The 22,625-nt window shown below is 53.4% G+C and carries 17 protein-coding genes and 1 tRNA gene; 5 read left to right on the top strand and 13 right to left on the bottom strand.

The window, feature by feature from the left end:
• Positions 1-50: 50 nt before the first annotated feature.
• A complete protein-coding gene (locus tag P7079_RS01265) occupies positions 51-1,922 on the top strand; it encodes a solute carrier family 23 protein (protein ID WP_278013577.1) in 1,872 nt (623 codons plus the stop codon).
• A 79-nt stretch (positions 1,923-2,001) separates the two neighbouring features.
• Here P7079_RS01265 and P7079_RS01260 read toward each other — a convergent pair whose 3' ends face one another.
• The 3 genes from P7079_RS01260 to P7079_RS01250 are packed head-to-tail and all read right to left on the bottom strand — an operon-like array spanning position 2,002 to position 5,866.
• Complete coding sequence (locus tag P7079_RS01260; RefSeq protein WP_278013033.1) at positions 2,002-4,554, bottom strand: ABC transporter permease family protein; 2,553 nt, start codon at positions 4,552-4,554, stop codon at positions 2,002-2,004.
• Positions 4,551-5,234 carry an ABC transporter ATP-binding protein gene (locus P7079_RS01255; protein WP_278013032.1) on the bottom strand — a complete coding sequence of 228 codons (684 nt, stop codon included), beginning with the start codon at positions 5,232-5,234 and terminating at the stop codon, positions 4,551-4,553. Before P7079_RS01255 ends, P7079_RS01260 begins: the two co-directional genes overlap by 4 nt.
• A gap of 2 nt (positions 5,235-5,236) precedes the next feature.
• Entirely contained in the window at positions 5,237-5,866 is a 630-nt protein-coding gene (locus P7079_RS01250; protein WP_278013031.1) for a PadR family transcriptional regulator, read from the bottom strand.
• 211 nt (positions 5,867-6,077) lie between these two features.
• Here P7079_RS01250 and P7079_RS01245 point away from each other — a divergent pair, with 211 nt between their 5' ends.
• Positions 6,078-6,911 (top strand): pyridoxamine kinase, encoded by an 834-nt coding sequence (locus tag P7079_RS01245; RefSeq protein WP_278013030.1) that lies wholly within the window; start codon positions 6,078-6,080, stop codon positions 6,909-6,911.
• Positions 6,912-6,971: 60 nt separating this feature from the next.
• On the opposite strand, the gene P7079_RS01240 is transcribed toward P7079_RS01245, so the two are convergent.
• The 10 genes from P7079_RS01240 to P7079_RS01195 form a co-directional block, all read right to left on the bottom strand.
• On the bottom strand, positions 6,972-7,628 hold the full coding sequence (locus tag P7079_RS01240; protein WP_278013029.1) for a deoxynucleoside kinase: 657 nt from the start codon (positions 7,626-7,628) through the stop codon (positions 6,972-6,974).
• A 199-nt stretch (positions 7,629-7,827) separates the two neighbouring features.
• On the bottom strand, positions 7,828-10,818 hold the full coding sequence (locus tag P7079_RS01235; RefSeq protein WP_278013028.1) for a DUF6923 family protein: 2,991 nt from the start codon (positions 10,816-10,818) through the stop codon (positions 7,828-7,830).
• Positions 10,819-10,847: 29 nt separating this feature from the next.
• A complete protein-coding gene (locus P7079_RS01230) occupies positions 10,848-11,510 on the bottom strand; it encodes an isopeptide-forming domain-containing protein (protein ID WP_278013027.1) in 663 nt (220 codons plus the stop codon).
• A gap of 5 nt (positions 11,511-11,515) precedes the next feature.
• The gene (locus P7079_RS01225) at positions 11,516-12,472 is read right to left on the bottom strand and encodes a class C sortase (RefSeq protein WP_278013026.1); all 957 of its coding nucleotides are present in this window, start codon (positions 12,470-12,472) and stop codon (positions 11,516-11,518) included.
• A gap of 138 nt (positions 12,473-12,610) precedes the next feature.
• Positions 12,611-14,122: a SpaH/EbpB family LPXTG-anchored major pilin gene (locus tag P7079_RS01220; protein WP_278013025.1), complete on the bottom strand. Its 1,512-nt coding sequence runs from the start codon at positions 14,120-14,122 to the stop codon at positions 12,611-12,613.
• A 705-nt stretch (positions 14,123-14,827) separates the two neighbouring features.
• Positions 14,828-15,442, bottom strand: a complete 615-nt coding sequence (locus tag P7079_RS01215) for an FG-GAP repeat domain-containing protein (RefSeq protein WP_278013024.1) — start codon at positions 15,440-15,442, stop codon at positions 14,828-14,830.
• A 22-nt stretch (positions 15,443-15,464) separates the two neighbouring features.
• On the bottom strand, positions 15,465-17,795 hold the full coding sequence (locus tag P7079_RS01210) for a DUF3160 domain-containing protein (RefSeq protein ID WP_278013023.1): 2,331 nt from the start codon (positions 17,793-17,795) through the stop codon (positions 15,465-15,467).
• Positions 17,796-18,097: 302 nt separating this feature from the next.
• Positions 18,098-18,173, bottom strand: a tRNA-Ala gene (locus P7079_RS01205).
• A 63-nt stretch (positions 18,174-18,236) separates the two neighbouring features.
• Positions 18,237-19,274, bottom strand: a complete 1,038-nt coding sequence (locus P7079_RS01200; protein ID WP_278013022.1) for a hypothetical protein — start codon at positions 19,272-19,274, stop codon at positions 18,237-18,239.
• A gap of 132 nt (positions 19,275-19,406) precedes the next feature.
• Positions 19,407-20,615: a molybdopterin molybdotransferase MoeA gene (locus P7079_RS01195; RefSeq protein ID WP_278013021.1), complete on the bottom strand. Its 1,209-nt coding sequence runs from the start codon at positions 20,613-20,615 to the stop codon at positions 19,407-19,409.
• Positions 20,616-20,759: 144 nt separating this feature from the next.
• On the opposite strand from P7079_RS01195, the gene P7079_RS01190 reads away from it, so the two are divergent.
• The 3 genes from P7079_RS01190 to mscL all read left to right on the top strand — a co-directional run bounded on the left by P7079_RS01190 (position 20,760) and on the right by mscL (position 22,582).
• Positions 20,760-21,380, top strand: coding sequence for a 5-formyltetrahydrofolate cyclo-ligase (locus P7079_RS01190; RefSeq protein ID WP_278013020.1), 621 nt, complete (start codon positions 20,760-20,762; stop codon positions 21,378-21,380).
• Between the two features lie 100 nt (positions 21,381-21,480).
• Positions 21,481-22,146 (top strand): SAF domain-containing protein, encoded by a 666-nt coding sequence (locus tag P7079_RS01185; RefSeq protein ID WP_278013019.1) that lies wholly within the window; start codon positions 21,481-21,483, stop codon positions 22,144-22,146.
• Positions 22,147-22,195: 49 nt separating this feature from the next.
• A complete protein-coding gene (gene mscL, locus P7079_RS01180; RefSeq protein WP_278013018.1) occupies positions 22,196-22,582 on the top strand; it encodes a large conductance mechanosensitive channel protein MscL in 387 nt (128 codons plus the stop codon).
• The last annotated feature ends 43 nt before the right edge of the window (positions 22,583-22,625 follow it).

Here is a 22,625-nt window from a genome sequence, read left to right as displayed (position 1 = left end):
TCGGAAATGTACACACAGCGGCGTCGGCAGCTCCTAAAATACTCAAGGTGATGAAACAACACCCAGTGGACGCCGTTCCGGCCGCTCCGAAGCTCGTGCTCTTATCCCTTCAACACCTCCTGGCCTTCTATGCTGGCGCTGTGATCGTGCCACTGCTGATCGCCTCCTCGCTCAACCTCGACACTGCCACCACGATTCACCTCATCAACGCTGACCTGTTCACATGTGGTCTGGCAACGTTGATCCAGTCAATCGGTGTGGGCCGCAAAGTAGGTGTGCGCCTGCCAATTATTCAGGGCGTGACCACCACCGCCGTCGCGCCGATTATCGCAATCGGCCTGGCTGCTACCGGCGGTGCCGGCGGCATCGCTAGCTTGCCGGTGATCTACGGATCAATCATCGTTGCTGGCCTGTTCACTTTCTTCGCAGCACCTTTCTTCGCCCGTCTGCTGCGCTTTTTCCCTTTCCACGTCACCGGTACCGTCCTGCTCGTGATGGGCACCTCGCTCTTGGCGGTCTCCGCTAACGACTTTGTGAACTACGCCGACGGCGTTCCTTCGGTTCGTGACCTCGCTTACGGCTTCGGCACGCTCGCTGCGATCTTGCTGGTTCAGCGCTTCATTCGTGGCTTCTTCGGCACGATTTCAGTCCTCATCGGTCTTGTCGGCGGCACTGTCGTGGCACTGATCGCCGGCCATATCTCCCCCGCGAAGCTCGACGCCGTTGCCACTGCTCCCGCCCTGGGAATCACTACCCCGTTCTACTTCGGTTGGCCAACATTCTCCTTCACCGCCATCGTGTCGATGCTCATCGTTATGCTGATCACGATGGTCGAAACCACCGGCGACGTCTTCGCCACCGGCGAGATCGTCGGCAAACGCATCACCTCCGCTGAAGTAGCGGCTGCTATTCGCGCCGACGGCGCCTCCACCACTCTCGGCGGCGTGCTCAATTCCTTCCCGTACACAATGTTCGCTCAAAATGTTGGCCTGGTTCGCCTCACCGGCATCAAATCGCGTTGGGTGGCTGCGGGCGCTGGCGTCCTGATGATCATCGTCGGCCTGCTGCCCAAGGTCGGAGCGGTTGTCGCTGCGATCCCGTCCCCCGTGCTCGGCGGTGCTTCGCTGGCACTCTTCGCCAATGTGGCGTGGGTGGGTGTGCAAACGATTGCCAAGTCCGATCTGACCGATCCACGCATCGCCGCAATCGTTACCACCGCACTTGGCCTGGCCATGCTGGTCACCTTCCGTCCTGAGATCGCACAGGTGTTTCCGCAGTGGGCACAGGTGTTTTTCTCTTCCGGTATGTCAATCGGCGCAATCGCTGCAATCGCCTTGAATTTACTCTTCTTCCACGTCGGACGCGGAGGCGGAGAGGGCGACGTCGTGGCCAAAGTGTCGCTTGAGGACGTCAACGAGATGGATCGCGAAACTTTCGTGACCACCTTCCGTCCGCTCTTCAACTCCCAGGTGTGGCCACTCGAAAAGGCATGGGAATCACGCCCGTTCAACTCAATTGACGAACTCGCCCAGAGTGTGCAGCTGGCAATTATGCATGTCAACGGCGACGCTCGTGGACGCCTCGTGGCCGACTACCCCGATATGCACGACCTCCTGACAAATCCGGAGACTCGCACGGGAGATATTGGCTCTCTCGCGCTGGGGTCAGCAAATGAGGCACAGCTCGCCGAGCTCAAGAAGCTCTGCCACGATTACCGCGAGAAGTTCGACATGCCGTACGTCGCTTACTTGCGCACCGACGATTCGATGACCGGCATCCTCGCTGTGGCGCGCCGTCGCCTGGGGAACTGGGCTGAGGTCGAAAACATGATGGCACTAGCTGAAATCAGCCGCATCACTCAGGATCGTTTAGAGATTCTCATGCGTAGCGCAAAGGATCGCGCATCAGAATTCCAACACTGATCAGTATCGACAAAGTAGCGGCGGGGTGTTTCCACCTCGCCGCTACTTGCTTTATCGCTTCGCGTGCGTCGCTTTTCGCTTAGTCCGCGCGGCGCGTCAAGACCGATCGCCGCGGTGGGAACAACGCTCCCACTATTGCGATTGGGACGACGATCACCAGTGCCACGAGGATGACTGCGAGAGGCTGGTACGTGACGGAGGTTATCTCAAGTCGGGTTCGCGCCAGCCAAATTCCATATTCTCCAACGAGCACCCCTGGGATCACGGCCGCGAGCGCCAAGATCGTGCCGTGCCAGAAGGAGAACGCTCTGCGGAAACCAGGGCTTCCTCCCAATGCTTCCACTGTGTCCATATCTTGGCGTGCTGCGCGTGCGCTCATCGCCACAAGAATGACGGCGACGAACACTGCCGCTCCACCCGCAACTGCACAGACAATCAGAGTACCGAGGAAGTTATCCATCGCGGGCGCCGCAACGGCCGCCAGATTTACCATCCCATCGCTGCTCTCAAGCCCTTGCCGCAATGAGAGCCAGTTATCCCACAACATCACTGGCCGTTCAAACGTGACACGAACGGCGACCGGACGGACTTCACCTCCAAGCTTTTTCACTGTTTGGGGCGTCATCAACGCAATGTAGACACCATTTCGTTCCATCAGGTGTGCTTCAGAGACACCTTTTTGCGCCAGTGTACCAACCGCTTGATCGGGGCCTTGTTCGTCGTCCCTGAAGAAGGTCAGCGGTTGAGATTCATCGATGAGTGACACCACGTCGCCACGTTCAAGCGCAAGCTTAGCCTCAGGCCTGTTCTTTTCGGGGATGAGATTCAATCGGCCAACTTCACCGGGATCAACCACCAGTATTTGGTCCCTGACGTAGGCACCCGCTTCCCAATAAGAAGCTGGACGTTGGCCGCCCTCACTATTCACATCAACCTGGTCAAGAAGCACTTTCCCAGGGAAAAATGCGCTATACAGAATGTCAGAGCTTTCGACCTTTCGAACAGAATGAGCATGTTCCACAGCGAGCTTGAGCACTTCATCGTCATTGCCTCCCACTGATCGATAGTTAAGCTCATACACAACGTCACCGTAGTCAAGACCAGGGTACTGTTTGGTTCGCTCCAGATCTGCCGCCGTTGCAGCATAGGCACCCGCCATCGTCGCACCGATGACGCCTGCCATAATCGCTGCCACTGCCGACGACGTTCGGTACTTGTTACGTACAAGGTCACGCGCGGCGATTTTCGCCGCACAATTCCAACGGAAGATCCAGCCCACGGCACGCACAAAAACAGGAGCAGCAGCCGCGAGCGTCAGCATTCCGAGGATCACGAGTGCAAGCATGATAGCCGGATCTTGATCGGTTCGGAAGGTTGCAGCAGAAGCAATCATCAAAGTGATCCCGAAAATAAACGGCACCACACCCAGTCGGGTAGAAATGTGGCGTGGCGCTGATCGGTTCGCTAACACGCTCACCACGTCTGTTCTTGCCGCGATCAGTGCCGGGACGAGGGCAGCAATGACACCCAGAAGAATGGCTCCGAGAGCAATAAGACCCAAGATGAGGTAGTTTTCGATTCTGATCTCAACCCACCAGAAGAAAAGCGCATACGTGGGGATCGAGACGAAAGCTCCGAGCGCTCCAACAAACAGGCCTTCCAAGAGCATGATCCCTGCTAGAGTTCGTGACGATGCCCCCACCGCAGCGAGTTGAGCAAGAGAGCGTTCGTTACGCTTGGCGGAGATAGCAAACGCCGGCGTGACAATGAGGAGCATTTCCAGCACACCAAGTCCCCAAAGAAGAATCACGGCGGGCTTCGGACCGTCTCCGCTCTCTGCCAACGCCTGAGACTCGTGGTTATCTGCACCCGGATACAGCTCTGATTGCGCGGGAGGATTATCAAGGACGTGCAACGATGTCACTTGCACTCCACGTTTGTTCGCCGCCTGAACCTGATTCCAGGTCACCGGAGCATCGCCTTTGACGGTGAACCTCACCGTCGCTTGGCTTCCGGGACGCACCCGAGCCGCATTCAGTGATTCATCTCCGATAGCAGTTCCATGAGAGAGGATTCCCGTCACCGTATATGTGAACACTTTTTCCGGATCATCGGACCAGTTCACATACTGGATTTTGTCTCCCACTGTGACACCAAGGGCAGCTGCGGTACTTTTCGAAAGGGCAACTTCGCCGCGGTGAGGCTCACGTCCTTGCGTGAGATTCGACTCGGTGGCACTCACCAGTTTTCCTGGGAACGCCACGCCCCGTTTCGGATCCATCCCTTGCTTCGCGAATGTTCCATGGATGTTTTCATCTACCTGGATCGTCACCGTATTCGGAGCAAAGATCTCCCCCAGTGAATCTTCATATGGTCGCTGATCAGTAACTGCCGTACTCGACGTTGAGACGAAATTTCCGTCGCCGCTCTGGATAATCTGGCGGGTTCCGTAAGACATCCCGTCCGCTTGCAAACCGTTGGCTATCAGATATGTGCGCGCATTACCACCTGCCGCTGCCCCGGTGGCAGCCACGCCCGCAGCCGCCGTCGTGATGGCGATAAGAATCATCGCCAGGATTGTTGATACCTTATGCGCGAAAAGATCACGCCAGGCAAGTTTGACTGCGATCATCGATTCTCACCATCTTCAATCTTGCCGTCGCGAATATAGATAACGCGGTCGGCCCATCCAGCAAAACGCGGCTCGTGGGTCACCAACACAACGGTGGCGCCGGCGTCAACGCGCGAACGCAAAACCCGCATGATGTCTTCAGCAAGGTTGGAATCGAGTGCGCCGGTCGGCTCGTCGGCAAGAAGGACACGCCCCTCACCAATCAAACCGCGAGCGATAGCAGCACGCTGCGCCTGACCACGCGACACCTGCGAGGGGAAGCGGTCAGCAAGTTCGTCGATGCCGAGTTCCTTCAGTGTCGCGATAGCCAAAGGCCGCACCTCGCTGGACTTGTGACCGTCCAGTTCCATCGGTAACGCCACGTTCTCAGCAAGGGTCAGCGTAGAGATGAGGTTGAAATCTTGGAAGACGTAGCCAATCTTTTGGCGGCGCATCTTGGCCCGCTCGGTGAGGGAAATGCTCGTGATTTCTTGTCCGTCCACGTAGATCTTCCCCGTTGTTGGGGTGTCGAGACCACCGATGAGATTCAAGAAGGTGGATTTTCCAGAACCGCTTGGCCCCATCACCGCCACGAACTCACCCTGTAAAATTCCTGTGCTCACATCGTCAAGGGCACGCACTTCGTCACTGCCCGAGCGATGAATCTTCGTCACGTTCTCTACCGTGATGACGTTACTCATAATCATTGCCTTTCGATGTTTGCCTTGGTGGGTACTTGACTTGTTTGTGGCACATCACCAACGACGCCGTCGGTGCGAGGGTTGTCGCCTTCCGCCGTTTGGTGGCGCTGTGAACGCGTGCGCGAGTGACGCTCGATGATTCGTTCAATATGGTCGAGCCAGCGGCCTTGCGCTTCAAGATCGAAGATTCGGCGCTGAGCCAGGAGCTGGGCGGTGAGGTTATCATCAGGAATTGTGCTGAGCTCTTTGGTCATTTCACGGATTTCAGCGAGCAACGCCGTGCGCTGAGTATGAATATCGGCGGTGAGGTTACGTGCAGCGCCTGCGCCGACGGCGATACGCATCACCAGGTTGTCTCGCTCATCACGTGGAGTCAGAATCGGTGCTGCAAGCCAGTCATTGAGTACCTGGGTTCCAGCTGGAGTGATCGCATATGTTTCTCCGCTTTTCCCTTCGATATCGCCCACCGATTCCACGAGTCCATCGCGCTCAAGGCGACGAACGGTCTGATACACCTGCCCCACATTCATGGGCCAGATATGATCCGTGCGCGATTCAAATTCATCGCGTAACTGATACACCGGCTGTGGCTGCTCTGCGAGTAACCACAGCAGAACATCTCGTACAGCCATAGCCCCTCCTCCCTGCTCAGTAGCCGCTGGCGGTAGATTCACCGCAGGCAGCGATTTTATTACCGGATAATAACGGCATGTTTTTATTTTCGATTACAGGGTAACAAAGCATGTTTCTCATGGCAAATATCTGTTTTTTCAGTGTTCCGAACTTCAACGATGAAGCGAAGGGCGTAACATTATGCGAAAGCTAGATGAAGGAGTTTTAGCGATGGCATACAACCGCATTCTTTCCATCCAGGACATTTCAGGAGTGGGCCAGTGCTCACTCACTGTGGCCCTACCGATTCTTTCAGCCTGCGGGCAAGAAACCTCAATCTTGCCCTCAGCTGTACTCTCCACCCACACCGGAGGATTCACAGGGTACACGTTCCGCGATCTGACTGACGATATGCCAGCAATTGAAGCCCACTGGGCAAAAGAAGGGATCGACTTCGCGGCGCTCTACACCGGCTATCTCGGCTCGTCACGACAAATCGATTACGTGAAATCAATCGCGCACACGCTTCTTCGCGAGGGCGCGCCGCTCATCGTCGATCCCGCGATGGCCGACGACGGAAAACTTTATCCGGGATTCGATGACGAGTTTGCGCACGCGATGGCCTCCCTCGCGTTCTCAGCCGACATTATCCTGCCGAATATCACCGAAGCCTGCCTCATTACCGGTAGGGAATACCGTGAAGACTACGACCGGGCATTTGTTGATTCACTCTTGGACACGCTCACGCAGAGCGGTGCAAAAACTGTGATTCTCACGGGCATTTCCTATTCGCCGCATACCACTGGCGTGGTGGTATTCGAGAACGGCGAGTACTCCTACTACGAACATGAGCGACTTGAGCGCGGTAGCCACGGCACCGGCGACGTTTACTCGTCTACTTTCGTCGGCGCGCTCATGAACGGCCATCGCGTTGACGACTCCGCCCGAATCGCTGCTGATTTCACATTGAGATGTATCAAACGCACGCAGTCGCTCGACAATCACTGGTATGGGCCGGCATTCGAACCCGAACTCGGCTGGCTGATCGCTGAACTTGCAAAATAGCGCATAAAAATCGGGGGCAGAGGTTCACGGACGAACCTCTGCCCCCGATTATTGATATGCTCACTTCACGCCAAGGCGCGTCAATTCGTGTTCAACTTGGTCAAACAAGTACTGCTGTTGCTCAGGCACAAGGCCAACCTCGTGCTCAGCCACGTTGATCTTCAAGACTGGGGAGGCGATGTATTCGTTGTCCACCCACTCGTCATATCCTTCCCACAGCTTGCGATAGTAGGAAGTGAGCTCGTCATCCTGTTCGAAATCGCGCCCGCGCGAATGGATGCGATCTATGATCGTGTCGAAATCGGCGTACAGATAGATGAACAGATCCGGCGATTTCTTTGGAAAATCCTGGATCTCCTCCATCATATTGTTGAGCAGACCCTCATAAATATGAAACTCTTCGGGCGAAATGCGTCCGAGTTCTGTGTTGACCTTTGCGAAGTACCAATCCTCGTAGATCGAGCGGTCAAGGACAGTGTTCTTCCCGGCGAGCATTGCACGCTTGACGTCGGTGAAACGCGAATTCAGGAACTCAAGTTGGAGAAGAAACGAGTAGCGCTTACGCTCCTGCTCTTCTTTCGAAGCCGTGTAGAACAAGGGCAAAATCCGATTGTTCTCCACATTTTCATGCAAAACAATGGAGTCGTACTTCTTTCCCAACAGTTCAGCAACCGTGGTCTTACCTGCGCCGATCATGCCGCCGATGACGATCAACATACGCTCCAAACTTCTTTCTTTGCGCCCGCGAGGGACGAATTTTTACCAAATGAACCGGCGGCACACGTAGCGTTAGCCGGTGTTCTAACGGTACCCCACCAACGACGCCGGTGCTGAGCGTTGCAGGGTGGGTACTACCACAGGTTGCAAAACACCACGATAAATCTTGATCAATATCCCGATGCGAAACATCAAATGATTAACGTTGACCTGCCCATCTCCTGCGGGTAGCCCCAAGGGAAGCTAGAGCAATCAGAGCTGCGGTAGCCATCAGAGGGAAAATACCCGTGCCGCCGGTGACTGGCAGCTCCCCAGTCAACACGTCAGCGATCTGGATTGTGAATACCGTCTGACTTTCTCTCTGAGTTTTTTCGACTGACACTAATGGCAATGGTTGCCCAACGTTAGTCCACGCTATTTCCTGCTTTCCTCCCGGCGTCGTGTATCTTTCTCCAAGTCGTATTGCGAAATCATGATCTGAACGAGAAATGTCCACATAAACGGGGCCAGGAAGAAGCGAGTATCCAGCAGGCGCTTTTATCTCGGATAAGACGTATGTCCCTTCAGAAAGGTCATACGTGCCGTCCGCCGGTTGAATCACTTCGCCAAACGAATCTCGATCCGTTGACGATACAGAGCGAATCGTGAACTGGGCACCATTAAGCTCTAACTCGGTGTTTGATGCGTCAACTTTCTTGAGCACGACCTTGGCGTTCTTCGGTTGCTCAATCGGCACACAATCATCATCAAAGATGTTCTTTTGATTCCTGACATCCCTGAGATCGGCTTTGTTATAGAGACCTTCTCCAGGCCGCCCCGACCCTTTTTTACCGACACACTGGAGATGATCCCATACCTTAGTCTCAGCATTCTTCGATTTAGGGTTCATCACATAGTAGTATTCAAGCTCAAAGTAATGCTTAGCCCCCGGTGCAATCGTGATTTGATCCGGGCGCCCCGGTACCGGATTGTGCTTGCGAATATATCGGTTCACGATGCTCGAAACTGGAATTGTGCCAGGATACGCAAACTGGGCAGCGTTCCCGACTTGAGCAGCCCCGTCACCCGGCGCGTTCTTTTCTTTGAGCACCACAAACTTTGGAGCGACATCACGCGTAAATCCTGGATGATCCACCAGCGTATAAGGAAGTTCGGCTACCCCTGGATTCTTCACAATCAAGTCAAAGCGAACCGTGCGGTAGTCTTCGCCTCCAAGGCCCTTCATCACTTGACCATCTTCGACTTCAATACCTTCTTCCGTACCCCTGATATCGATAGCTTTCTTTTCAAACTCAAGTCCGCAATCAGCCGTGGATACATTGTTATTCACTACCGGATCCGACTCATTAGGCGTGATCGTGACCGTATTTGCCACACATTGCTCAATTGCCCTTGTTGGAAGAGTTGCCATAACTGAGATCGTTACTTCTCGCCCTTCCGGAACAGACCCAACGAGTACCTGAATTTGGTCATTACCTTGGTTACCGTGATTTTTCGAAACGTTATAATCAACTACCCTGGGGATACCACCACGAGTTGTATCTGCCACCGTAATATCGCGTTTGATATCAGCTACCGTATAACCATTGGGTAAATTGTCATTTAAGGTAAAGCCAGATGACCCGCCCTTACCCTCGTTGGTCACTCTAATCTTCCAGTTAGCCTTGCGATTCGTAATGCCGTTGAACGTCTTTTCCACCTTAAGATCAGGAGTCACAGGGCTGCCGAGGTATGAGGCACCATCAGTGTTAAAAGACGCCGGAGCATTGTTGTTTACCGCAATGAGCTTGATATTCGATAGGGACAAGGGCGCAGTCGGGTTTTTCACCTGGAGTTGAATGGAGGTTGTGTTAGCTCCATCAGACCCGGTTCCAAAACCAAGATTTCCATTTCCATATGTCCACGATTTGCCCCAATTTTTGCCACGTGGGAACGCTTCTCCCGATTCGGTGGTGAGAGAGCTAATACCAATACTGTCCACTCGCCCAGTGCGAATGTTGATCCGCTCAAGCTGGTTGGGATAACGAGAGGCAGCAGATCGGATACCCCAGATAAAACCGTCCGCTTGAGCAGTGACAGCATAGTCCTCAGAATACGATTTAATGTTGGTTCTTTCTGCCGTGGTACCGACACTCGTGACCGAGGGAATCGCCACCTTGTAGAGGTTTCTCGTACCTGATATCGACGAATTCGAGACCACATACGTACCGTCGGCTAGAATGACCCCCGCGTTAACGCCGCCATAGCGGTCCTTATCTTCGAAAGCAGAGCTACGGCGATTTTGCCTTGATGCAACAAATCCAAGGTCAAATACCTCGCCAGTTAACGGATTGATCTGCAACAGATGAGAAGACGGGAAACACGGATCTTCATTTTCGGTTCCAGTTCCGTTTCTGGTTTGAGAAATTGCATAGAGCCAATTGTCTTGAGGGTTATAGGCAAGCGCGTTGTAGACCCACCCGGTTTCAGCGCCAATTCGAATGTAGTCTCCACCGCCCGCAGGCTGATACCAAAGCTGCGACTTGTAACGAAACCTGTTTTTCGGTTCCGACGTAATGACGTAAGAGCGGCTGCCTTCCGACGTTTCTTGGGGAGAAAGGTCTCGAGCGGGCCGACGTCCGGTCTGAGTAGAATTCACGGAAGAAGGATCTTCCGGGTAAAACCTGGATCGACAGACTTTACCTGGATTCGACGGCACATCGACACCTGACCATGCCGACACCTGCGGGCAGACACTACTCGCCAAACCCGGCATATCTATCTGCAGTTGACCACTGACGTTATACACCAGTGGCTGACGGAATTTAAGATATACGTCATTGCCGCTCACCTCTACATCAAAGTGACGTCCAGCAAAATAGCTAGCGTAAGAATAGCGGACAGAAACGGCAGATTTATCCAGACGAGAGCCGACCGGCGAAGAGTAAGACACTTTTAATACAGCGATTTCATTACTGGAAGAATCTTTCCAGAATTTGAAAAGTCGTTGCGTTGCACTATTTCTCACGTTGTAGCACTTAGGGGCGCCATACGGATCATCCTCTAAACGAACTTCTTTCGTCAGTCCCCGTGAAAAAGAACCTGACGGGGGAATAGCTTCTGCTTTTTCACTGAAGCTGACTAACACACTCGAAAAGGCGAGGCTAAGAGTGGCCAGAAAGACGATGGCAACGCGCGCAAGGTTCTTCATTGACCTACGGTGTGAAATTGCGGCTGTCATCAGATCTGTCCTTTCTTCTTACGTGCAAGTACCACGCCACCAGTGACTAGGGCTGTGGCCACAACCCCCGTACCCACAACCGAAGCTCCGGTCCACGGCAAGGGTGGTCGCTTCGGAGCTGGTGGGGTGGGCGTTGGTGTCGGGTGTGGATTTGGAATATTCGGGGGCGGCGTGGGCTGAAACTCTGGTGAATGCTTGAGTTTCATCGTCACTGCGTGCGCAAAAGATCCGTCAGCATTCTTTCCGGGCAGTAGCACCAGGGCTGGATTGATCTTCACTACGCCTTTTCGCCCCTCAGGAAGATCAGTTTGTACAACGTACAAAGCAGGCTCAAGGTCATGGAACGTCACGACGCCGTCGGCGCCCGTTGTTTTCATACTCACAGCATGGGTACCGAGCGTGAGTGCAGCGTCATACTTCAGCGAGGCAGCATGATCGTAGTCTGCGTTGGTTCGCACATCCACCCGCACACGCGACAGCTTCACCGTATAACCATCAAGTGGCGGCATCTTAACGTCGTCGTATGGATTACCAGCAGGCAACGCGACCGTGAGACGCGACTTTCCCGAGATTAAATCGTCAGGTTGATCGAGCGCCCAGGCGGTGGGCACTACGGCAGTAACGATCAGTGCGACAAGTGCAGCAACCATCATTTTCATCATGTTTGTCATGAGTTATTTTTCCCAGTGAAAAGCGGGGTCTCGGTTTCGCAAGAGTGCGATTTATGGACGCGGGTTGCACGTACTTGATTACGTGCCCACACACCCATGCCAAGTGCGAGGGCAAGCGCAGCAGCCATCAGTGCAAACATCCACCACTGCCAGTTCAGAGTGCTTGGTTCGTTAAAAACTGCGACTTCTTCTGTTTCATCCATGGGCACACGTTCGGCGTGTACAAGGAGTCGATGGGAATTAATACCGTAGGGCGTACACGTAATGAGGGTGACCAGATCTTTTCCTTTGACCTGGTTCAGGGACTCGATTTCGTTAGGAAGCACTACTTGAGTTTCATAAACCTGGTACTTCAAGCGTTGACCAGCAACTCCGATGTAGAACGAGTCGCCTTTCTTCAGGTTCACAAGATTGTCAAAAAGCGTTGCATTACGAAGCCCGGAATGTGACGTAAGAACAGAATGAGTTCCTTGACCGCCAACTGGGAGATCTGAGCCATAAAGATGGCCAACTCCGCGCTGCAAGGAATCTTCCCCCGTGCCATGGTAGACAGGGAGATCCACGTTGATTGCAGGGATCACCAAACGCCCCATCACTTCAAAAGTATTCAGTTCTGAAAGATACGCCTGATAGTCGCGATTATCTTTGGAAATGCGGGCCAACCACGGATCAAGGATCGGACCTTGGGCGCGTGTCGCATTGTATTTTTGCGCTGACGTGAACTCTTTGGAGAGTTCCTGAGGGTTCACCGCTGTTTCTTGTTGGGAGTACTCTGCCGAGACGCGCATCTGCTCAAGATTCTTCAGCTGAGTCACGACGACGGGATACAACATGATCACAATAGAAATCGTGGCAAGAATGAGCGGCAACGCAATCCGGCCCCACACCGACGTTTCCGCCACGGGCTGCTTGCCCTCAACCTTTTGAGACTCTGCAATGATGTGCGTACTCATGTGTTCCTTCTCAATAGATGATGCGTCCCGAAGAGCGGGGTGGGCGCGTTATTTTCATACGATTGGCACGTTTTCGAAATAACACGCCCACCCATCAAGGAGATATTGAAAGCTTTCTCCTTAATAGCTGTTGTTCACTCAGGCCTTGGTCGAGTTACGACGAGCGGAGTAAACTGCGGCGCCAGCGACGCCTGCACCGAGAATCACAAGGAGAGCAATGCCCTGGCCACCGGTCAGCGGAAGATCCGGGGTGTCTGAGGGCTTGTTCTCGATCTCCTTGGTAAAGGTAATGAAGTCCGATTTTGCAAGCACATCAGCCTTTGCAAGGGTGAAGTGTGTGATCTCCTCTGAAAGCAAGTATCCATCCGGTGCTTTGGTTTCTTTGAGGCAGTAATTCTGATTCTCTGGTTTAGTTACAGTCTCCAGATTATTTTCAAAATCGGTGACATGGAGTGGCTTAGAGATAGCTTCGCCTTGAGCATTAGTTTTCAACGTCTCAATTGCGTCACCATTGAGATTCCAAGTTGAGCCGGCGGGGGTGCAGCGGAATACACCAAACTCCGCCCCGGACAATTTCTTGCCTTCAATACCCGTCTTGATCACCTTGATTTTACCAAGGTACGTCTTAACATCATTAGTGTTCTTTGTCTTGTCTTCTTCAACACTAGTGTCACGAGTAATACGAGTTGCCTTGTTGACAATCTCACCCGCTTCTTTGATCTTGGCAGTCAGTTTAACGGTAACGACCTGGTTGTTGACCAGTTTAGAAAGGCCAACTTTCTCACCGGTCTTGAATGTAATAGTCAAACGCTTGTTGTCATCAGAAGTTTCGAAATCAACTCCCTTTTCAAAGGCTGTTTGCCCCATCACAACCGATTCAATCTGAATGCTACCAGGTTCCAGCTTGGTCTCATCATAATCATCAACAATATTGAAAACTGTACGAGTATATTCCTCATCCACCTGAGGAACGGACGCATCAATTGTATAGGTAATGGTGTCACCGCCATTCCGGCCAGCATCAATTACCTTTTTCTCGAGCTTATCGGAAGTGTTCTTTGGGTAGACATGCACGTCATAGTTCCAGTCTTTCTTCTCACCATTGGACATTGGAACTCGGACTACGAACGGCGCGGCAGCCTTGATCTCCGAAGGCTTTTCCACCTTTTCACCGTCTGCGCGGACATCGTCGCCATCACGCAACTGATTTTCTTCCACCAAGTAAACACCAACAGGGAGTTGTTGTTTAATCATGCCTTGATCTGCAGTGGTGACATCATACTTGGTACCAGACTTGAGAGCTTGAGCTTGTTCCGCTGTTAAGGTAGCCGCTGTCTTAAGATTTTCTTGATTATCCAGTTCCAGACTCAGCTTAGTGATAGTAAACCTTACACCTGAGAGTTTCTTACCCTTAGCAGCACGGTCTTCAACACCCGTCGCCTTGTGCGTTGATTCTGGATTTAGAAGTTTGTGAATCGTGATCGAGGCAGGATGCTTAACATCGATATTTGCAGCACCAAGTTGCTCTACTGTGGAAAGATTCTCTCCCCCCCCCCGGGACGGCTCTGCGAATGCAGATCCTGCACCGAAAGACAGTGCCAGTGCCATCATCGTCGTCGCTGCGACGGCGCGAATGGACTTTTTAGTCATAGTTCCTCATTCCTGTTGTGAAATGTTTGCTGTTGACAAGCAATGGACCAAAACAGCGCACTCCTCTCACGGATATGTCTGTTTGGTACACATTTTTCAGGCTACAAATACGTAGTCTGACGATTATTTTGTGCCGATATTTTGTGCAAATTTACTAGAGATGCGTGAAACGTTTTGAGTGTTCTCTATAAGGCGTCTACCTTGTTATTCGTTGGTGAGGCCGTCGTTTACATCTAGTGGTTAACGTTAACTTCGGCTGGCGTACGGATGAAGATACTAACATGGTGATACTCGGAGTTCTACTTAACTCCTTTGCATAAAATTACAGACCGCCCCACCTCATGAATGGACAGCTTCAAGGAGCTTGGCTACACCGACTCCCCGCTATTCATCTCACACTCACCGATGGATGCCTACCATGCACTCCATCAATCAATTACCCGAAACTCGCGGTATCACGGGAACCAACTGTGGCTACTGAACGACGACGAGAGACACCTTCTGTCGCCACTACTGCAACTATTTTTACTCTTTTACCTGCAGGTCTCTCCCGCTCACTTTACCACACCGTCGAAGTGCCGGAGTAGCGAAATCTATCGATTTTTCCACCCAGAAAAGTATACGATCCCAGAAAAATCATCCCTGGGGCTACAGCGCAACCCCACCTACAGTATGAGAAATCGCCCTCATGAATGGATTCATCTTTCATTGCTTTTTGTCGAGTTTGAAGCCCCACCCCTGCCACCGCCAAATGGTCTCCACACCCTCAGGAGTATGCAAATGCAGGAGCAAGTCTCCTGTGAGTTCGGCGCGCTGAGCCTGGAAACCAATGTTAGATGACATCCACACCTGCTCGATTCCCATGCTCACATCTGCAGGTCTCTTACTCTTCACTGCCGCACTCTCGTCAACATAACGAAAGACGAAGACATGCTGATAGGGCTTATCGGCGTCGTCTTCCTCCCAAAATGGTTTGAAGGGACCGTAGCTCCCCCGCTTCCATGTCAACGCAATGAGTTCGGTCTTTCCATCGCGATCAATATCCGCGGCAAAAACATTGGAAACCAGCCACTCTTGCGGCGAAACCCAGGATTTACGAGCTGATTCGGAAACAGTCACCACTCCGTTATCGAGCACAAGACGTTCTGGTTCTCCATCGTCGTCAAGATCGACGTCTTTCTCAACGCCCTCCCAGCGGACCCAGCTGGGCAGCTCCTGTCGGAGCTGTTCGCGGACGCTGAGGGGTTCGCGTTGGAAAAAGAGAAAGGCCGCCACCGCACAGAGAATTGCGATTCCCGCAATGAAAATTACCCAACTCAATGTGCGGTGGCGACTCTTCAGGTCAGCTCGCATCTCGCTTCGCTTGAATGTCGCTCAGCCACGCGGGCGCGGTCGGCTGATCATCCCAGGAACGCACCTTTTCTTGCCATTCCGTATCGGTCATGCGGCGCGATCCACCTTGTGTGAATTCGTAGAAGCTTGAGACGCCACCGCTGGCGATATGTAGTTCCCCGTCAATCGGGAACACAACGAAGATCTCGTTCACTGCCCCGGTTCCGATGTGGAGGACTTCTCCTGAGTTGGAAGTCGCAATATCCGTCACGAGACTTGCGGGGTATTGGAGGGACTGAATCGGCTCGCCATTAATACCATCCTTATTGCCAATCACCCAGAAGTGTTCGAGCTGTCCGCCAAACGTGCGGATCAGTTCGTAGTCCTCGTTGCTTAGCTTCTCGCCCGAAAGTTCCTTGACGCTGATATCCGCAAGCTTTGTCGAAAGTTGGGCAAGGATGCCAAGGCTCTTCTTATTCTCATCTGAAATCAGGCCGTACCGTTCAAGGCCCTCGGAGGTTGCCTTGGCGAGCTTCGCGAGCCTGGTATACAGCTCCGGCTCCGGCTCCACGTATCCACGGTCGTCCTTCTCAGGGATAGGGCCACCACCCATTTCAGCCATCACCTGCTTGGCATAAAGAACGGTGTCATGCTTGAGTTCGGTGTAGCTGGAAAGATAACTCTGGAGCGTCTTTTTATCCCACGCCGATGACGTCATGAAGCTCGGATAGCCTTCCCCCTTTGAGGCTAAGAGCGGGTTGAGTGTATACAGCCACTGCGCCGAGAGGCTTCCAGTCCACATACCGTTTGGATCGTTGGCGATTTCCTTGCGCAACTTCTCAACATTGTCGTTATACTTCGCGTACTCCGTAGCTCCTTGCTGTTTGAGAATGGTTTGTGCCTGAGTTGAGCCAAGAACATTTGGCACGTCCAGGGCATCAGGCAACACGCGATCTTCACCTGCGGGATTCGCCTTCACCCGAGGGGAAAGGAGCTCGGAGAATACGCGTTGATCAAGAGTGAAACGTTGACCCATCACTCGGAATCCCAGCTGCTCCTCATATCCCGTATTTTCCTTATCAACGACGCCCAACGTGCCCGTCGCAATTCGCGGAGGCGTCACCTTCGCCGTCAACTCATGGAACTTTTTCCAGGCAGCATCATTCTTGGGAAGATCCTTCACGCTGGCATTCTTTCCGTAGGCAGTGTGGATCATCGGCAGGTACTCGTAATATCCCGAGTCGTCACTCTCACCAGCGAAAAAGGCGGTGGTGGTGTAGATGGTTTCCCATTCTTTGAGTGCCTTGTTGGAAATCGCCAGGGTGGCAAGAAGTGCGCTGCGGTCAAGTTCCTCGTCTTTCTGAGTGAAGTGCATATTGCCGTACCACATCATCGCTTTGAAATAGGCCTGGAGCTGCGGAGTTTTCTCGTAGTAGCCTCGCACCTGATATTGCGAATAATCTGTATCTTTACCCAGGAGCGGAGATTTGGCGGAACCACTTGCACTCTGGATGAGTTGTAGCTCAGAGGCAACCATATTTGACACCTTCTGCGGAACCTGAGTATCTGGACTCAGCAGTTTGGCCGCAACGGCAAAGAAAGCGACATTGCGCGTAGCAGCCTTTTCCCACTCGGTTCCAGCCAGGCTTGTCAGTTGCGCTTGGCTTTCAGCGAGAAGTTCCTTACTCATCGTCGCCAGCTTATTTGTGAGCTGAGTTTTCTCAACACTCTTCTGAAGCTGCTGGAAGAAAAGATGATAGCTGTGCATCATGGAATCAACCGTGACGAAATTGGGAAGCATAGTGTAACGGTTGCTCTCGTAGATATCGAAGAACTCCTCACGCCCATAGTTACCGCCGATCACGAAATTATTCTTTTCGAGAAGTCGCTTCTGATCGGTGGTGAGACCTTCGAAGTCCTTTGCATTCACAACATTCGACAAGTTGGCGTCAACCTTGTATGGACTCATTTTCCCATATGGGTTAGGAGCTGCCGCGGAGCCACCTGCTACCTGATTTGATTTACTCTCCGCCCTCTTCTTCGCAGAATCTGGACCTGCCTGCTTACCTTCGCCCTGTGCTGGGCTAGGCGATTGCGCGACAGACTTCATTGCCTCTGCGAAGTTCTCTTTAAAGGTTCCCTCGTCAATATAGCTACTGAGGGAAGGTGTGGAGTTCAGTGCCTCCTCTTCGTTGAGGAGTGGGATGATTCGTGCGCGTGCGACGGTATTAACCAGCGCCTCCACTTGGCTCTTTTCGCCCCCACCCTGACCCGCAGTACCCGCAACACCACAAGCCGAAACGAGCGCCAAAGCGCCGACAATCCCGATTCCTTTGTTCACTAGTGTTCCAGCGCTCCGACGCCCCTGACTCTGAACCGGCGAACTGTCAGATTGAACTGGTTGCGTGGAAAAGCTCAATTTTTTTATCTTGAGAAAACGCACGTTGCCGTCTCCTTACTTTTATTGCGTGTAGGAACATTATAGAAAGCTATCATCTGTTTTTTGGCGTTTTAGATGGTTTTTATCGCCATGTATCGCTGTATTGACGCAGCCTTTCCTAACGTCACGTGCCCACCAAAAGGAAGATCGGAACGAAAAAGTGAAGAGGTCTGAACGGCAGATTGCCGTTCAGACCTCTTCACTGGTGGAGCTACGGGGATTCGAACCCCGGACCTTTTCATTGCGAACGAAACGCGCTACCAACTGCGCCATAGCCCCTTGGACGTGAAAACTATAGCACTCACCACCCTCACGAGCGCAAATTCACGCAAGTCTCATTCGTCACGCTCTGCGCTGTGCGAGAAGTTCATCCAAAGTAGAACCGCCAGCCAAAAGTCCAGAGCGAAGTTCCTCAAGTCCAGTCATCTCCGGAGCCGTATTCGGCGCTTCAATAGGAGCATCGCCAATTCTCTCCCCAGCGCGCTTCGGACGATACGGAACTTGCGCCTCATCAGTAGGTTGGGGTTGGTATGGAGCCACTGTGCGGCGCTTGAGGGTGTAGCTTGGAGCTTCAACCCTCGCGACCTCTCGTTCCACCTTTGTTACTTCGCGGCCAGCCTGAGTTACTTCACGCTCAACCTGAGCCATGCCGCGTTCGACTGTCGCGGCTGGACGACGCTCAGCCTCGCTCACGCGATGCTCAACAACATCCTGATTTTCCTGAACGACATTAGCCGTGGCTACTTCGTCAGTGTGCTCAGCAGACACCACCGGCACTTCAACCTCACCACCAGCAGCCTGTGATGCTTCGTCAATCTTTTCGAGTTCTTGCCGCGATGCATGCACTCGATCACGCTGGCGCTTCGCGCGGGCGAGGACCTGCGAAGCCTTCGCGATTTCCTCACGGTCAATATCATCTCCAGCGGCCCACTCGGTCAGAAGATAACCGAACCCGACAGAGCCTGCGCCAATTCCCAGAGTCAACACAATCGCTGGCCAGGTCGGCCAGGATGCCACACCCACACCGATCCACGCTGCGAGCGCCACGACGCCTAGCACACCCAGTCCGAGATAGCCACGCGCACGATATGCACCGCGTGTGGCCATCCGCGCCCGAGCCTTGCTCCGGCCGCGTGCCACTTCTTTCAAGGAAATCTTCCTTTGGCGTGTGTCCATCATGCGCTCCGTCATATAAATCGTGCCGCTCTCACCGCTATCGGCCATCGCAAGGCGCGGCTGCCTCACGATACGAAGATCTTCACTGAACCGTTCCTCCAGCGGAGAATCGGCAATCACCGACCTTCGCAACGCGAATCGCGGCACCACTATCCCCAGCAAGAGGAACACTGCGACCGCAATCGCGAAGCCAGTAAAACCCATGTTCCCACTTTAGATTTTTTGGCTCAAGAAAGCGGCTAGGACACGGTAGTGTGTTGCTTGATTCACGCAAATTTTCCCTGGATTCACCACATATCCGCACTTGATGAACACGCCACGTACCACCTTGGATCATCAGCGATCCAGGACGTAACAAGCGAGCTCGTCTCCAATGTCAATACGTGTTGTTCCACTGGGCACTTCAACCAGGCAATTCGCTTCCGCGAGGCCAGTGAGGAGTTGGCGCGAAGGATCACCCATCGGGGTCACATGGTAACCGGCGCTCGGACTTCCCAGCACTTTGCCACGGACGAACTCGACGACGCCGTCAGTAGAGTTCCACGGAGTGTCCACGCGCGCACGAATCGCACGGCGCTCAATATGCTGATAACCAGCCATTTGACGTAGCGCAGGCCGGATGAAAACTTCAAAGCTGGTCAGCGCTGCAACTGGCGAACCAGGCAAGCAGAAAATCGTGGTGTCCTCCAGAGTACCCACACCGAATTGTCGGCCAGGCGACATTGCCACGTTGTCGAAACGAACCGTCCCCAACGGTGCAAGCACTTCTTTCAAAGTATCGCCGCCACCGTAGGACAGCCCGCCCGTGGTGATGATGATGTCTGCGCGGACAAGTTGGTCTTCAAGCATTTCACGTAACGTGCGCTTGTCATCACTGACTGCACCGACGCGGAAAACATCGCCGCCAGCGTCAGCCACCGCAGACGCCAATGCGTGGGAGTTCGCATCGAAAACTTTGCCTGCAATCGCAGGGTTACCTGGCTCCTGAAGTTCGTCACCGATCGACATAATCACCACGCGAGGACGCGGATGAACCAAAACTCGCGCATGGCCGGCAGAAGCGAGAAGTGCCACCTGGCGTGCGCCCACACGCACCCCACTTCGCACGATCACTTCACCAGCTTCAAGGTCCTCAGCACGCACGCGAATATTGACATTCTCGCTGGCATACTTAATCTGCACCTCAGCCCTGCCCGCGTCGGTATCCTCAAGCGCCACCACAGTGTCGGCACCAGTGGGGATGCGCGCGCCCGATGAAATACGGATGGCAGTTCCGGGTGCGAGGGCGACGGAGTTGAATTGATCGGCGCGAATATCCTCCGTAACGGGCAGGACAACAGGAAAATCTGGCGAGGCACCGGCGATATCACCATAACGAACCGCGTAACCATCTCGTGCAGCGAGGTCGGCTTGAGGCACGTCAACCATCGAGCGGACGTCTTGCGCAACAATCGTCCCCACAGCATCCGACAGCGCCACCGCAAACGGCGGTTGGGGCTTGGATACCTCGAAGCATTCTTCCTTGAACTCCTCGACCGTCTTCACGTTTGCCTCCTTGTGCATTTGGTGCTAAGTCTAGCGGAGATCAGCGTCCGGATGCCGAGCAAGTACACAGGCGAACACCCCAATAGTTGCGCCGTACGAAAACTTAGCGAACACGTGCTCCGTGCGTTGTGAAATAATAGAAGCATGAACCACTCAACGTTGAGCTTCCCTGACGTCTCTGGCTTAGATCCGGAAGAGGCGAAGCAACAGATTCGTCCAATTGTTCGCGCATCACGGTCAGCTCGTTCTACAGCGAGGCGTGAGGAGCTGGAAGAAGAGTGGATCGCAACGGCGATGAAATTCATCGGCGATGCGGAACTCGTCGCTGCATTCGTTTCTGTGAACGAAGAGCCACCCTCGCATGGGTTGATCCAAACCATTGCAGATTCGGGGAAACGGGTGATTCTTCCCAAGCTCGGCCCAGGCTTGACCCGTGCATGGGGGTATTTCCGCGGGCTTGACGATCTTGAGGAAATGGCTCCCGGGCGACCTCCGGAACCGACTGGCCCTGCGTTCGATAACGATCTCCTTGCCGACGTCGATGCGCTGATCATTCCTGCGCTTGCCGTTTCACACACGGGTGCCCGAATCGGACAAGGCGGCGGTTGGTATGATCGCGCACTGAAGCTTGCTGGTGACCGCGCCAAGATCGGCGCAATGGTGTTCCCAGAAGAATTTGTCGATGCGCAACTTCCCCAAGATGACAACGACGTGCGGGTTCCATACGTTATTTTGCCTGATCGCATCGTGGCAACAACCAACTAGGTAACACTTTCGACTTTCCACACCCAGACGTCTGCATCGTTTTTCCACAGGACATAAGAAGGGCCGAGAATCCTCGTTGCCACGAGTTCATACTTGGGGCATGAAGATTTTTGGGAGAAGTACGGTACCTGCACGGCCGCGATCAGCCAACCCCATTCGCGCAGCGTTGTGGCGTTGGCGTTTTGTTATCCTTGCAGCTGTGTTCGCAATCGCTGTACAGTCAGTGATTGCGGCGGCTGGGGGAGCTGCGCCGAAAACAATCGACGTTGTTGTGGCCGCGCGTGATATCGAGTCTGGTCAACTCGCCCAAAAAGGAGACCTCACCTTTGCTCGCATTCCTCATGAGCTGGCTGGGCCTTTGGCAACCAGCACAAAAGAAATTATTGGAAAACACCTCGTGGCACCGATCCCGAAAGGCGCACCCGTGTTACGCGAGCAAGTATTGGATAGTCAATTTACAAAGAACGCCCGCCCAGGCTCAGTGGTGGCAGCGGTTCCCCTTGTGGATTCTGGCGATCTTCTGACCGTTGGCGCCCGCGTGAATCTCTACGCACCACCCGCACAACTCGAAAAAGATCCGGCCGCACAACTCATCGCACACAATGCTGTCATCGTGGGAAAATCTGTGAAAACTGGCCAATCTACCCTCTTTTCAAAAGTGGATAATGCCACAATGTTTTACGTTTCAATCTCTCCTGAAGAAGCTAGAGTTGCTCTTGGACTTGGAGCGAGGACGCCTCTCATGGCGATCCTCGCCGTTTCATAGAGACTATCTTTCCAAGACTTTCTGCACAGATTCATGAAAGGAAACTCCCATGATTAAGGGATTCAAAGAATTTATTACCCGTGGCAACGTGGTTGATCTTGCCGTTGGTGTCATCATCGGCGCAGCCTTCAATCAGATCGTGACTGCTCTGAACGAGAAGTTCCTGATGCCAATCATCGGTGGCCTGTTTGGCAAGCCGAACTTCGATCATGTCCTTGAGTTCCACATCGGCCAAGGCAAGGACATGGCCACCGTCATGCCGGGTGCCATTCTGACCGCTGTGGTGAACTTCCTGATCGTGGCTGGCGCACTCTACTTCTTCTTCGTGATGCCCATCAACAAGATGCGCAAGCCCGCTCCGGTTGTCGAGGTTGCTCCATCTGAGGACGTTGTTCTCCTCACCCAGATCCGCGATCTTCTTGCTCGCCAGAACTGAACATTCACTGTCAAAAGGTGTCGGCGAGGTAAATTGCCTGGCC

Source organism: Arcanobacterium canis, from assembly GCF_029625435.1.
Lineage (GTDB): Bacteria > Actinomycetota > Actinomycetes > Actinomycetales > Actinomycetaceae > Arcanobacterium > Arcanobacterium canis.
This window is presented reverse-complemented; position numbering and strand designations above follow the sequence as displayed.

Bases quoted from the DNA above. Each gene is read 5' to 3' on its own strand.
- P7079_RS01250 (WP_278013031.1), bottom strand. From the start codon at position 5,866: ATGGCTGTACGAGATGTTCTGCTGTGGTTACTCGCAGAGCAGCCACAG.
- P7079_RS01200 (WP_278013022.1), bottom strand. From the start codon at position 19,274: ATGGGTTTTACTGGCTTCGCGATTGCGGTCGCAGTGTTCCTCTTGCTG.
- P7079_RS01245 (WP_278013030.1), top strand. From the start codon at position 6,078: ATGGCATACAACCGCATTCTTTCCATCCAGGACATTTCAGGAGTGGGC.
- P7079_RS01240 (WP_278013029.1), bottom strand. From the start codon at position 7,628: ATGTTGATCGTCATCGGCGGCATGATCGGCGCAGGTAAGACCACGGTT.
- P7079_RS01190 (WP_278013020.1), top strand. From the start codon at position 20,760: ATGAACCACTCAACGTTGAGCTTCCCTGACGTCTCTGGCTTAGATCCG.
- P7079_RS01260 (WP_278013033.1), bottom strand. From the start codon at position 4,554: ATGATCGCAGTCAAACTTGCCTGGCGTGATCTTTTCGCGCATAAGGTA.
- P7079_RS01220 (WP_278013025.1), bottom strand. From the start codon at position 14,122: ATGACTAAAAAGTCCATTCGCGCCGTCGCAGCGACGACGATGATGGCA.
- mscL (WP_278013018.1), top strand. From the start codon at position 22,196: ATGATTAAGGGATTCAAAGAATTTATTACCCGTGGCAACGTGGTTGAT.
- P7079_RS01225 (WP_278013026.1), bottom strand. From the start codon at position 12,472: ATGAGTACGCACATCATTGCAGAGTCTCAAAAGGTTGAGGGCAAGCAG.
- P7079_RS01255 (WP_278013032.1), bottom strand. From the start codon at position 5,234: ATGAGTAACGTCATCACGGTAGAGAACGTGACGAAGATTCATCGCTCG.
- P7079_RS01230 (WP_278013027.1), bottom strand. From the start codon at position 11,510: ATGATGAAAATGATGGTTGCTGCACTTGTCGCACTGATCGTTACTGCC.
- P7079_RS01265 (WP_278013577.1), top strand. From the start codon at position 51: ATGAAACAACACCCAGTGGACGCCGTTCCGGCCGCTCCGAAGCTCGTG.
- P7079_RS01235 (WP_278013028.1), bottom strand. From the start codon at position 10,818: ATGAAGAACCTTGCGCGCGTTGCCATCGTCTTTCTGGCCACTCTTAGC.
- P7079_RS01185 (WP_278013019.1), top strand. From the start codon at position 21,481: ATGAAGATTTTTGGGAGAAGTACGGTACCTGCACGGCCGCGATCAGCC.